Source organism: Paraburkholderia sp. BL25I1N1, from assembly GCF_003002025.1.
Lineage (GTDB): Bacteria > Pseudomonadota > Gammaproteobacteria > Burkholderiales > Burkholderiaceae > Paraburkholderia.
The window spans coordinates 579,645-592,426 of sequence record NZ_PVZB01000001.1 but is presented as its reverse complement, the minus strand read 5'-3'; the positions used below and the strand labels follow the sequence as shown (position 1 = coordinate 592,426).

General features: G+C 64.6%; 11 protein-coding genes. 8 read left to right on the top strand and 3 right to left on the bottom strand.

Annotation, left to right across the window (positions count from 1 at the left end):
* Positions 1–10: 10 nt before the first annotated feature.
* Together B0G73_RS02670 and B0G73_RS02665 are read right to left on the bottom strand one after the other, a co-directional pair.
* Positions 11–1,702 (bottom strand): AMP-binding protein, encoded by a 1,692-nt coding sequence (locus B0G73_RS02670; protein WP_106277599.1) that lies wholly within the window; start codon positions 1,700–1,702, stop codon positions 11–13.
* Between the two features lie 112 nt (positions 1,703–1,814).
* A complete protein-coding gene (locus B0G73_RS02665) occupies positions 1,815–2,948 on the bottom strand; it encodes an acyl-CoA dehydrogenase (protein WP_106277598.1) in 1,134 nt (377 codons plus the stop codon).
* A 270-nt stretch (positions 2,949–3,218) separates the two neighbouring features.
* On the opposite strand from B0G73_RS02665, the gene B0G73_RS02660 reads away from it, so the two are divergent.
* From B0G73_RS02660 to B0G73_RS02630, 7 genes are all read left to right on the top strand, one after another.
* Positions 3,219–4,256, top strand: a complete 1,038-nt coding sequence (locus B0G73_RS02660) for an AraC family transcriptional regulator (RefSeq protein ID WP_106277596.1) — start codon at positions 3,219–3,221, stop codon at positions 4,254–4,256.
* A gap of 84 nt (positions 4,257–4,340) precedes the next feature.
* Entirely contained in the window at positions 4,341–5,927 is a 1,587-nt protein-coding gene (locus B0G73_RS02655; protein ID WP_106277594.1) for a nodulation protein NfeD, read from the top strand.
* Positions 5,924–6,697, top strand: coding sequence for a slipin family protein (locus B0G73_RS02650; protein ID WP_106277592.1), 774 nt, complete (start codon positions 5,924–5,926; stop codon positions 6,695–6,697). Before B0G73_RS02655 ends, B0G73_RS02650 begins: the two co-directional genes overlap by 4 nt.
* A gap of 129 nt (positions 6,698–6,826) precedes the next feature.
* Complete coding sequence (locus B0G73_RS02645; protein ID WP_106277590.1) at positions 6,827–7,084, top strand: DUF4148 domain-containing protein; 258 nt, start codon at positions 6,827–6,829, stop codon at positions 7,082–7,084.
* A gap of 191 nt (positions 7,085–7,275) precedes the next feature.
* The gene (locus B0G73_RS02640; protein ID WP_106277588.1) at positions 7,276–7,773 is read left to right on the top strand and encodes a YaiI/YqxD family protein; all 498 of its coding nucleotides are present in this window, start codon (positions 7,276–7,278) and stop codon (positions 7,771–7,773) included.
* A gap of 156 nt (positions 7,774–7,929) precedes the next feature.
* Complete coding sequence (locus B0G73_RS02635) at positions 7,930–9,231, top strand: NCS2 family permease (protein ID WP_106277586.1); 1,302 nt, start codon at positions 7,930–7,932, stop codon at positions 9,229–9,231.
* 137 nt (positions 9,232–9,368) lie between these two features.
* Positions 9,369–9,899 (top strand): cytochrome b, encoded by a 531-nt coding sequence (locus B0G73_RS02630; protein WP_106277584.1) that lies wholly within the window; start codon positions 9,369–9,371, stop codon positions 9,897–9,899.
* Between the two features lie 158 nt (positions 9,900–10,057).
* Here the strand turns inward: B0G73_RS02630 and B0G73_RS02625 are convergent, their stop codons facing one another.
* Positions 10,058–10,348, bottom strand: a complete 291-nt coding sequence (locus tag B0G73_RS02625) for a DUF1488 domain-containing protein (RefSeq protein WP_012427513.1) — start codon at positions 10,346–10,348, stop codon at positions 10,058–10,060.
* A 399-nt stretch (positions 10,349–10,747) separates the two neighbouring features.
* Here B0G73_RS02625 and B0G73_RS02620 point away from each other — a divergent pair, with 399 nt between their 5' ends.
* On the top strand, positions 10,748–12,739 hold the full coding sequence (locus B0G73_RS02620; protein ID WP_106277582.1) for a sigma-54-dependent Fis family transcriptional regulator: 1,992 nt from the start codon (positions 10,748–10,750) through the stop codon (positions 12,737–12,739).
* Positions 12,740–12,782 lie beyond the last annotated feature (43 nt).

Below are 12,782 nucleotides of genomic sequence, written 5' to 3'. Positions count from 1 at the left end.
TGGATAAATATCAACGCAGATCGGGGAAATCTTCCTCCCAATACTCATCGGGCAAACGCGCGGGGTCGGCCTCGCGCTCCATTTCGCGGCGTCGCAATTCGACGCGGCGAATCTTGCCGGAGATGGTCTTGGGCAGTTCGCTGAACTGCAGGCGGCGAATCCGCTTGTACGGCGCGAGCTTTTCGCGCGAGAACGCGAACACGGCGCGCGCGAGTTCGGGGCCGGCTTCATAGCCCTGACGCACGGTGACGAATGCTTTGGGCACCGACAGACGCAGCGCGTCGGCGCTCGGCACCACAGCGGCCTCGCCGATCGCCTCGTGCTCGATCAGCACGCTTTCGAGTTCGAACGGACTGAGGCGGTAATCGGACGATTTGAAAACGTCGTCGGCGCGGCCGACGTAGACGTAGTAGCCGTCGTCACGGCGCAGCGCGACGTCGGACGTGCGATAGAAGCCGTTGCGCATCGCTTGCGCGGTGGCGTTGATGTTGTTCGCGTAGCCGGTCATCAGACCGAGCGGCCGTTGCGCAAGCGGCAGCGCGATTTCGCCTTCAGTAACGGGCTGGTCGTCCGCATCGATGAGCTCGATCGTGTAGCCCGGTAGCGGACGCCCCATCGAACCCGCGACCACCGGCTGGCCCGGCGAATTGCCGATCTGGCAGGTCGTCTCGGTCTGGCCGTAGCCGTCGCGAATCGTAATGTCCCACGCGTGCTTCACGCGCTCGATGACCTCGGGATTCAACGGCTCGCCGGCGCCGACAATCTCGCGCAGTTTGACCGGATAGTCGCTCAGATGCTCCTGCACCAGCATGCGCCAGACGGTCGGCGGCGCGCACAGCGTGGTGATGTTGAAACGCACCAGCGCGTTCAGCGTGTCTTTCGGCACGAAGCGTGGAAAGTTGAAAACGAACACGCAGGCCTGCGCATTCCACGGCGCGAAGAAGCAGCTCCACGCGTGCTTGGCCCAGCCCGGCGAGCTGATATTCCAATGGATGTCGTTCGGTTGCAGGCCGATCCAGTACATCGTCGACAGATGGCCGACCGGATAGCTTTGATGCGTATGTTCGACCAGCTTGGGCTTGGAGGTCGTGCCCGAAGTGAAATACAGCAGCATCGGGTCGGTGGCCAGCGTGACGCCTTCAGGTGTGAATTGCGGCGATGCGTCATAGCCTGCCGCTAGGTCGATCCAGCCGTCGCGCGGCGTGCCCACTGACAGGCGCGTGAGCGGCGCTTCGAGCGCATCGAATTTGCCCAGTTCCGCGCTATCCACCACCGCGAAATTCGCGCCGCCAATCTGCACGCGATCGCGCACGTCGTCGGCGGAAAGCTGGGTGGTGGCCGGCAGTACGATCGCGCCGAGCTTCATGGCCGCGAGCATCACGTCCCACAGTTCGACGCGGTTCGGCAGCATCAGCAACAGGCGGTCGCCGCGGCCCACGCCCACGCCGCGCAGGAAATTCGCCATGCGCGCCGAGCGCTCCGACATCTGCGCGTAGGACAGGCGCAGGCCGTCGGTGGCGGGATCGTCGACGATCCATAGCGCTGGGTTGTCGTTATCGCGCGCGATCACGTCGAAGTAGTCGAGCGCCCAGTTGAACTCGCCTAGTGCCGGCCACGCGAATTCGCGGTATGCACGGTCGTAGTCGGTTCGATGGCGCAATAACAGGTCACGCGCGTCGAAAAAGGCCTTCGCTGCAGTCATCGTCGTCTCCAGTTGGCGCGGTCTATCCGCTTTTGCTTTTTTGTCCCGCTGCTGCACTGCTTTCTACCCGGCGGCCAGGCTATTTTGCGCTCAAATGCCGCTTCGTTTGCATTTACACATGCCGGGCGATCAGCATGCGTTGCACCTCGCTGGTCCCTTCGTAAATCTGCGTGATGCGCGCATCGCGATAATGGCGCTCCACCGCGTAGTCCTCCAGATAACCATAGCCGCCGTGAATCTGGATCGCGTTCGAGCAGATTTCCTCGGCCAGTTCCGACGCGAACAGCTTGGCCTGCGAAGCCTCCGACAAACATGGCTTGCCCGCCGTGCGCAGCCGCGCCGCGTGATGCACCAGCAGGCGCGCTGCATTCAAACGCGTGGCCATGTCGGCGAGCATGTTGGCGATGGTCTGATGCTCCTTCAACGCCTTGCCGAACTGAATGCGTTCGTTCGCATAGAGACGAGCGGCATCGAACGCGGCGCGCGCGATGCCGATCGCCTGCGCCGCAATGCCGATGCGCCCGCCTTCGAGATTCGACAGCGCGATGCGCAGGCCCTCGCCCGGTTCGCCGAGCAGATTGGCTTGCGGCACGGCGCAGTCGTCGAGCGAAATCGGACAGGTGTCCGAAGCGCGAATGCCGAGCTTATGCTCCGGCTTGCCGACGTTGAAGCCCGGCGTATCGGTCGGCACGATGAAGGCCGACAGACCGCGCTTGCCACGGTCGGGATCGGTCACAGCGAAGACGATCGCGAGGTCGGCGCGCGAGCCGTTGGTCACGAACTGCTTGCTGCCGTTGAGAATCCACTTGCCGTCGCGCAGCACGGCGCGGCTGCGCAGATTGTTCGCCTCGGAACCGGCCTGCGGTTCGGTCAGACAGAACGCGCCGATTCGGCGACCGGTCGCGAGGTCCTGCAAATAGCGGTCTTTTTGCGCGTCGGTGCCGAAGTTGAGGATCGGCCCGCAGCCGACCGAGTTATGCACGCTCATCAGCGTGGCGCAGGCGGCGCAGCCCGCGGCGATCTCTTCGAGCGCAAGCGCATAGGCCACGTAGTCCGTGTAGGAGCCGCCCCATTCGGCCGGCACGATCATGCCGAGAAAGCCGAGTTCGCCCATCTGCCTGACGACCTCGGCGGGCAGTTGCGCGTCGCGATCCCATTGGCCCGCGTGCGGTGCGAGCTGTTCGGTGGCGAAGTCGCGAGCCGCGTCGCGGATCATCCGTTGTTCGTCGGTGTAGAAGCTGTCCATGGCGCTCGGTCCTGTGCTGTGCGTTTGATCGCGGCGGGTTCGCCGCCTCACGTTCGTGTCTGTGAGGCCAAGCGGAGCGCGATCGATTGAGGCCCAGTGTAGGCAAGCCGACGGGCAGGTTCGATGCTCAGCCCGATCAATCTGACTGAGCGCATTTGCCATACTGGTACGATATGAATCCGCATACGCCCACAATTTCAGGCACTTGGCGAATCGCCATAAGGAAAATGTTGAGCGCTTTTGCCAGCTTCCCCGTCAAACCGGATATGCATGAAAAACGATAAAGGCACGATTTCCGTCAGCATGGTCGAGGAAGCGCTTGCGCTGGCGCGCTCTCGCGGCCTCGACGCGCTGCCGCTTGCCGAAGCCGCGGGCATCGCCGCGCCAATGCTGGCGTCGCCGAAAAGCCGCGTGTCGTCGGCGCAATACGGCGCGCTGTGGGCCGCGATTGCCCGCGCGCTGGACGACGAGTTCTTCGGCCAGGACTCGCATCGCATGAAAAGCGGCAGCTTCATCGCCATGACGCAGACGGCGCTCACCGCGCGCAACGGCGGGCAGGCGCTGGCGCGCGCGGTCGGCTTCATGCGCCTCGTGCTGGATGACCTCGGCGCGGAGATCGAAACGGACGCGCAGCGCGTGCGCCTGCGCTTCGTGGAAAACGTCGGCGCGCCGCCGCCGGCCATGTTCGCTTATGCGACCTACTTCATCGTCGTGTACGGGCTGTTGTGCTGGCTGGTCGGGCGGCGCATTCCGCTGCTCGAGGCGCGCTTTCGCTGCGCCGAACCCTCCGCCGCGCACGAGTACCGGCTGATGTTCTGCGATCACATGAGCTTCGAGCAGGCCGAATCGTACGTCGATCTCGCGCCGGCCTTTCTCGAGCTGCCGGTGATCCAGACGACCAAATCGGTCAAGCCCTTCCTGCGCGACGCGCCCGGCAGCTTCATCGTCAAGTACCGCAATCCCGGCTCGCTCGCGGCGCGCGTGCGCAAGATGCTGCGCGCCATGCCGATGGCCGGCTGGCCCGCCGCCGATCAGATGGCCGAACGCCTGCACGTCGCCGAGGCCACCATGCGCCGGCGTTTGAAACAGGAAGGCTATACGTATCAGACGATCAAGGACGATCTGCGGCGCGACATAGCGATTGGTGAACTGCAGGACACCGATCGCACCATCGCCGACATCGCGACCTCCGTTGGGTTTGCCGAACCGAGCGCGTTTCATCGCGCGTTTCGCAAGTGGACCGGCATGCGGCCGACCGACTACCGGCCGGCACGCGCGGATTTCACGCGCAAGGCGGAATCGGACTAAGCTGTAAGGAGCAGGCCAGCCTTCTTTTGGGGTATCGGCCCGCGCCTGCCGATACATGTCGGCACGGCGCGGCAGCCGTCAGCGATGAGCGCGTATCCACGTCTCCCGTTCCGGCAGTCCGGCTCGCGCATGTCGCTTATCCGTGGCGATATGGTGGGCCGGTTGATGCGCGGCATGACCGTGCTCGGCGTGCTTTTGGCGTTTGGGTTCGCGTCGTGCGAATCGGATGTGGCGCCGCGCGCCGCCGTCGCCCCTAACAGCGTCGTCGTGATTCCGGTGAACGGTGCGATCAGTCCGGCGAGCGCCGACTTCATCGTGCGCAGCCTGCAGCGCGCGGTTGACGATCGCGCGCAGCTCGCCGTGCTGCAACTGGATACGCCGGGCGGGCTCGACACGTCGATGCGGCAGATCATCAAGGCGATTCTCGGCTCGCCGGTGCCGGTCGCCACCTTCATCGCACCCAGCGGCGCGCGCGCCGCGAGCGCCGGCACGTATATCGTCTACGCAAGCCATATCGCGGCGATGGCGCCGGGCACCAATCTCGGCGCGGCGACGCCGATCCAGATGGGCATCGGCGGTGCGGAGCCGCCGGGAGGCGGCGGAACGCCGGGCTTGCCGGGTGTTGGCGGTGCTCCGGGCAGTGGTAACGCCGGCGATAGCGGCGTCGGCAACCCGACGAAACCCGCGGCATCCGCGCCCACCGGCTCCGCCAGCGCCCTGCCGCTCGACACCCAATCGACCGAACTGCGCAAGCAGGTCCACGACGCCGCCGCCTACATCCGCGGCCTCGCGCAGATGCGTGGCCGCAACGCCGACTGGGCCGAGCGCGCGGTTCGCGAAGCCGTCAGCCTGTCGGCGGCGGACGCGCTCGCACAGCATGTCGTCGATCTGAATGCGCGCGACGTGCCCGACCTGCTGCGCCAGCTCGACGGCCGCATGCTCGTCACCAGCGCCGGCAACGTCAAACTCAACACGGCCAGCGCGCCGATCGTGACGCTCGAAGTCGACTGGCGCAGCCACTTCCTTGCCGTGATCACCGATCCCAACGTCGCGCTGATCCTGCTGATGATCGGCATGTACGGCCTGTTCTTCGAATTCGCCAATCCGGGCTTCGTACTGCCCGGCGTGGTCGGCGCGATCAGCCTGCTGCTCGGCCTCTTCGCCATGCAGATGATGCCCATCAACTACGTCGGCCTCGGTCTGATCTTTCTCGGCATCGCTTTCCTGATCGGCGAGGCGTTTCTGCCGACCTTCGGTTCGCTCGGCTTCGGCGGTGTGGTCGCGTTCGTGATCGGCGCGCTGATGCTGATCGACACCGACGTGCCCGGCTACGGCATCCCGCTGCCGATGATCGCCGCCGTCACCGTGTTCAGCGTGGTGTTCGTGCTGGGCGTGTCGCAACTCGCGCTGCGCGCGCGGCGCCGTCCGGTGGTGACGGGTTCGGAAGCCATGATCGGCAGCCTCGGCGTGGTGCTCGACGGCGGCCTGTCGCCGGCGGACCTCACGGCGGACGGCGCGCTCGGCGGTTGGGCACAAGTGCATGGGGAACGCTGGCGGGTGTCCAGCACGGCCCCGGTCGCGGCGGGCCATGCGGTGCGCGTCACCGCGCGGCGCGGCCTGACGCTGACCGTGGTGCCCGCGGAAGCACGACAACAAGGAGAAAGCTCATGATCGGTTTCACATTCGGCTTTAGCAGCATTCTGATTCTGCTGGCGGCCGCGCTGGTTGCCTCATCGATACGGATTTTTCGGGAGTACGAACGCGGCGTCGTGTTCATGCTCGGGCGTTTCTGGAAGGTCAAGGGGCCGGGCCTCGTGCTGATCATTCCCATCGTGCAGCAGGCCGTGCGCATGGATCTGCGCACCGTCGTGTTCGACGTGCCGCCGCAAGACGTGATCACGCGCGACAACGTCTCGGTGAAGGTCAACGCCGTGGTGTATTTCCGCGTGGTGGATCCGGAGAAGGCGGTGATCCAGGTGGCGCGTTACTTCGAGGCGACCAGCCAGTTATCGCAGACGACCTTGCGTGCGGTGCTCGGCAAACACGAACTCGACGAATTGCTGGCGGACCGCGAGCAGCTCAATGCCGATATCCAGAAAGTGCTCGATGCCCAGACCGACGCGTGGGGCATCAAGGTGTCGATCGTGGAAATCAAGCACGTGGATATCAACGAAACGATGATCCGTGCGATTGCCCGCCAGGCCGAAGCCGAACGCGAGCGGCGCGCCAAGGTGATTCATGCGGAAGGCGAATTGCAGGCATCCCAACACCTGCTGGAAGCGGCGCAGACGCTGTCGCGCCAGCCCCAGGCGATGCAGTTGCGCTACCTGCAAACCCTCACGACGATCGCCGCCGACAAGAACTCGACGATCGTCTTCCCGCTGCCGATCGACCTGCTGAGCGCTGTCCTGGACCGTTTCAGCAAGCCGTCGGCGCCGTGAACCACAGAATCATTCAGCCCGGTTTGATTCACTGGGCGAAATGGTGCATTGCCTTCAATCGCCTTACTTGAAATGCATACCAAAACTAAAATGCCGGGGTCGTTTTTAACCGCTCCAGAGGAGCTCGTCATGAAAATTGTTTCTCTAGCTGGATTCGGCGCGCTGTTGGCCGCCGTGAGTATGAGCACCGCGTTTGCGCAGTCGGCGCGGCCTTACGATCCGTCGGCGCCGAAAACGCGCGCCCAGGTGAAGGCCGATCTGACCGAATGGCGTGCCGCCGGCTACGATCCGCTCGACTGGATCAACTATCCGGAGAATGCGCAGCGCGCGGGCCGCATCGTCGCGGCACGCCGGGCGCAGGAATCGGGCGGGACGATGACGCAGTAACGCGAGCCACCGCGCGGCGTGCGGCGCTGCCTGCGACTGCAACGGTCGCGGGCGTGGTTCGGCCCGCATGCCTTCCGGCTTTCCCCGCTTCACCCTTTTCCGCGACATCGTCAATTAGCTTGCCGCGCCACCCCGTGCGCTGGCAAGGTATCATCTCGCCCCTTCGACAACCCGCTGCCGGAATCCGAACCATGTCAATCTGGGTTGATGCCGACGCCTGCCCCGTCGTGATCAAGGACATGCTGTACCGTGCCGCACGCCGCACCAACACGTCACTGACGCTGGTCGCCAATTCGTTTCTGCGCGTGCCGCCTTCGCCGCTGATCCGCGCGATCCAGGTGCCGGCCGGCTTCGACGCCGCCGACGACCTCATCGCCGAACGCGTCGTCGCGGGCGATCTCGTGATTACCGCCGACATTCCGCTCGCCGCCGCCGTGCTGGCCAAAAACGCGCAGGCGCTCGATCCGCGCGGCAACTGGTACACGCCCGGCACGATCGAAGAACGGCTGCGCATGCGCTCCATGCTCGACCAGCTGCGCAGCAGCGGCGTCGATACGGGCGGCCCTTCGGCCTTCAGCCAGCGCGACAGCAAAAGCTTCGCGGGCGAACTGGACCGCTGGCTGGCGCGCCAACGGCCGCAGCCTGATGCATCGGCGCCACAATCTGCCGACGAACCACCCGTCGAATGAGCTTTTACACGGCCGCCAGGTCACACAATGCGGCACGCCGCCGCCGATCCTGACTACAATCCGGCCGTGGCCATAGCGCCCGTCACTCCGGCGACACGGCGCCTTCGCCGCCCCAATCACAACAAAACGCTTTCTGAACGACGAGAGACCCGCCTCATGGACTCCATACAACGCTACTTCGGCTTCGAAGCCGCCGGCACCAACCTGCGCACCGAAGTGCTCGCCGGCCTGACCACCTTCCTGACGATGGCCTACATCATCTTCGTCAACCCGGCGATTCTCGGCGACGCCGGCATGCCGAAGGACGCGGTGTTCGTCGCGACCTGCATCGTGGCCGCGCTCGCTTCGCTGATCATGGGTCTCTACGCGAACTATCCGATCGCGCTCGCGCCGGGCATGGGCCTGAACGCGTACTTCGCGTACACCGTCGTGAAAGGCATGGGATTCACCTGGCAAGCCGCGCTCGGCGCGGTATTCATTTCCGGCTGCCTGTTCCTGATCGTCACGCTGTTTCGCGTGCGTGAAGTGATCGTCAACGGCATTCCGCATTCGATACGCATTGCCATCACCGGCGGTATCGGCCTCTTTCTCGCGATCATTTCGCTGAAGTCGGCCGGCGTGGTGGTGGGTAATCCCGCCACGCTCGTGACGCTCGGCGACCTGCACAATCCGCACGTGATTCTCGCGGTGATCGGCTTCTTCGCGATCGTCACGCTGGACCATCTGCGAGTACGCGGCTCGATCCTGATCGGCATCGTCGGCGTGACGGTGCTGAGCTTCTTCTTCGGCGGCAATCAGTTTCACGGCATCGTCTCCGCGCCGCCGTCCATTTCGCCGACGCTGTTCCAGCTCGACATTCGCGGCGCGCTGTCGGGCGGTGTGCTCAACGTGATTCTCGTGTTCTTCCTCGTCGAACTGTTCGATGCGACCGGCACGCTGATGGGCGTGGCCAATCGCGCCGGGCTGCTGGTGGAAGGCAAGATGCATCGGCTGAACCGCGCGCTGCTTGCCGACAGCACCGCCATTCTGGCCGGCTCGATGCTGGGCACATCGTCGACCACGGCGTACATCGAAAGCGCGTCGGGTGTGCAAGCCGGCGGGCGCACGGGCGTGACGGCCATCACCGTGGCCGTGCTGTTTCTCGCGGCACTGTTTTTCGCGCCGCTGGCGGGCGTGGTGCCCGGTTATGCGACCGCGCCGGCGCTGCTGTACGTGTCGTGCCTGATGCTGCGCGAAATGCTCGACCTGCCGTGGGACGACGCCACCGAAGTCGTGCCGGCCGCGCTCACCGCCCTGCTGATGCCCTTCACTTATTCGATCGCCAATGGCGTCGCGTTCGGCTTCATTTCGTATGCGGGCCTGAAACTGTTGACCGGCCAGGCGCGCAAAGTGAAGCTGGTGGTATGGATCATCGCGGCGATTTTCCTGTTCCGGTATTTCTATCTCGGCAGCGAGTAGGCGCGGCGCGGACGCTCGTCGGCCAAACCCGGGTCTGGATCAACGACGGTTTTATTGACGGTGCCCATTCCGGCCGGGCACCGTTTATCATCCGGTGATTCATAAAAACGATCGACCTGTACACGGGAGTTCCCTACATGTCTTACAGCCGCACCTCGGACCGCTATACGGCGCCCGCTATTTTCTTCCACTGGGCGATGTTTCTGCTGATCGCGCTGGCTTATCTGGCGATCGAGATTCGCGGGCCCAAGGGTAGCGACAGCCGCGCGCTCTGGAGCAGCGTGCATTTCTGGTGCGGCACGCTGGTGCTCGGGCTGGCCTGTTTGCGTCTCGTATGGCGACTGTGGGCCGGGGCGCCCGCTGAAGTGGACAGCAACCGTCTGCTCGCCTTTCTGGCGCGGGCCGCGCATCTCGCGCTGTACATTTTCATCTTCGTGCAGCCGCTGCTCGGCATCCTGATGATCAACACCGGCGGACATCCGGTCACGCTGGCGTGGCTCAACATCGACTACACGCTGGTCGGCGCGGATCCTGTCGCGCGTCCGTTGCTCAAGACGGCGCACGAGTGGCTCGGCAATGCGTTTTATTGGGTGATCGGCTTGCACGCGCTGGCGGCAATCGCGCATCACGTGGTGCTCAAGGATCGGACGCTGCGGCGGATGATTTAAGCGCGAGCGCGCTCACATTCGCATTCGCACACGAGCGGGATGGCTAGCCGCCGACGGTTTGAATGTTCGATGCCGCGCGTGAGTTTCCTCGACTTCTGCTTCTTGCGCGGCTGTCCTGCTTGCAGCGTCGGCCGACCGGAGGTCGGAAATGCCCTCAGTCAATTACGCCAGTTGGCTTCGTAGAAGCGCACATAGCCGCTTCTCAGCACGAGACATTGCGCTCGCGTTTCCGAGATCAGACGCCGCGTGGCCGCTTCGATCCGGGCGCGATGCGTGTCGAAAGCGCCGACCATGTCCTCCAGACGCGGCGATGCGGCGCCGTAGTGGTCTTCCAGTGCCTCCGCCGTGATCATGCATTCCACCCTCTGCCCATCGACCATCGCCGGGAACGCCAAGGTGAGTTCGCGACCTGAATATTCAGGAGTTTCATTGGGGAATAGGATCTGCATGGGTGTTCACCTGGAAGGTAGGTGCTGCGCGTGGTGTAGCCTGGTAGTGCGCACGCCGGTTGCGTCTGATCGCGTCGCTAGCGCCAACCTCCTTGTCCAATGCTGACGACGCGGGCTCGTCACCTGATTGCGGCGCGGAATAGTTCGCGGCCTGCGGAGGTGATTTGATTCACTTTAGACGAGTTCGGCCACGGCGCAAGTTTTCCTTTCCGTTTGCCTGATTTTGGTGCTGTACGCGTTTTTTTGAGGCATGGCGCCCGTAGCGTTTCCGTTTTTTCGCTGCCGCGCGCGGCGCGTTTCGTCCTGTAATATCGGTGTTCGGCCGCGAGCGCGCATGTTGCGCTGCGGCATAGAGCGAGGGCAACGTACCCGCCGCATCCGTTTCACCGGAGACATGCCTTGACCCAACGTTCCGCCACGCCGCCCGCTATCGGCCGGCCCGATGTCCTCGCGCAAGCTCACGCCCGCTCGCTCGAAATCGGCCTGCGCGCGTCGGAGACACCGGACTTTCATCCGCTGCCACGGCCGGCGCTGCGTGAGCTCGTCGAGCGCAATCAATCGCTGTTTACGCATGCGCTTCCCGTCATGGAGACGCTGCACGCGCAGATCGTCGATACGCAAAGCATGGTGCTGCTCACCGACAATCACGGCGTGATCCTGCACAGTCTCGGCGACAGCGACTTCGTCGAGAAAGCCAATCGCGTCGCGCTGTGTCCGGGCGTGTCGTGGGCGGAAGCGGATCGCGGCACCAATGCGATCGGCACCGCGCTCGTCGACGGACAGCCAACCGTCGTGCATGCGGGCGAACATTTTCTGCACGCCAACCGGATTCTCACCTGTTCGTGCGCGCCGATCGCCGATCCGTTCGGGCGCACCATCGGCGCGCTCGACGTGAGCGGCGACACGCGCGGTTTTCACAAGCACACGCTCGCGCTCGTGAGGATGTCGGCGCAGATGATCGAAAATCATCTGTTCTCCAATCAATTCGTCGACGCGATCCGCGTGCACTTTCACGCGCGCGCGGAATTCATCGGCACGCTGTTCGAAGGGCTCGCGGCGTTCGCGCCGGACGGCACGTTTCTGTCGGCCAATCGCAGTGCGCTGTTTCAGTTTGGGCAGCCGCTCGCCGATCTGCAACGGCAACCGTTCGATGCGCTGTTCGGCGTGGCCCTCTCGAGGCTGTTGCAGCAGATCGCGCGTGCGCCTGGTGAGAACATTCTGTTGACGCTGCCAAGCGGCGTGCGCGTGGTGGCGCGCGGCGAATATACGCTGACGCGCTATGTCGCGCCGTCGGAGAGTCTCGCCGGCACATCACGTGCGCCGTTGTCCAGCGACGCGCGTCATGCGCCCCGCTGCATCGATCCCGCGCCGCTGGCCACGCTCGAAACGCTCGACACCGGCGACGCGCAAGTCGCCGCGATTCTGCGGCGCGTCGCCAAACTGCGCGGACGCGATATTCCGATTCTCGTGCTCGGCAAGACCGGCACCGGCAAGGAATGGCTCGCGCGCGCCATCCATCACGATTCACCGCGCCGGGCCGCGCCCTTTGTCGCGCTGAATTGCGCGTCGTTGCCGGACACGCTGATCGAGGCGGAGTTGTTCGGCTATGAAGACGGCGCGTTCACCGGCGCGAAGAAACGCGGCAGCGTCGGCAAGATCGTGCAGGCCGACGGCGGCACGCTGTTCCTCGACGAGATCGGCGACATGCCGCTCGCCCAGCAAGTGCGCCTGATGCGCGTGCTGCAGGAGCGCAACGTCGTGCCGCTCGGCGGGACGCGGGCGATTCCGGTGGATTTGCGCATTGTCTGCGCAACGCACCGCAACCTGCGCGAGATGATCGAAGCGGGCACGTTCCGCGAAGACCTGTATTACCGGATCAATGGGCTCGTGCTGACCTTGCCGGCGCTGCGCGAACGCACCGATCTTCGCGCGCTCGTCGCGCGCATGCTGGAGTTGCAGCCCGACGGCGAACGCTTGCCACGGCGCGTGTCCGCCGAAGTACTCGAACGATTCGCGCAATGCCGCTGGCCGGGCAATCTGCGCCAATTGGCCAACGTGTTGCGCACCGCGAGCATCATGGCCGAAGGCGCGGATCAGATCGAACTCGATGATTTGCCCGAGGACTTCTTGCAGGATTGCATCGACACCGTGGCTGAGCCACGCGCGGATTCGTCGGCTGCGCGCGCGGGTTCCGAGTTCCGCGATGAGGTCCGCGCAGCCGCGCAAACCCAAGGGCAGCCGTCGACCAGCAAGATGGAGGCATGGCAGGCCACGCTGATTGCGCAAACGCTCGAACGGCTCGACGGCAACGTGTCGGCGGCGGCGCGCGAACTGGGCCTCGCGCGCAATACGGTGTACCGGTATTTGCGGCGCAACGGTTCGACTCATTGAAGACGCGGCAGGAAAGGCAACTGAAGCGGGAACGTGTAAAGTG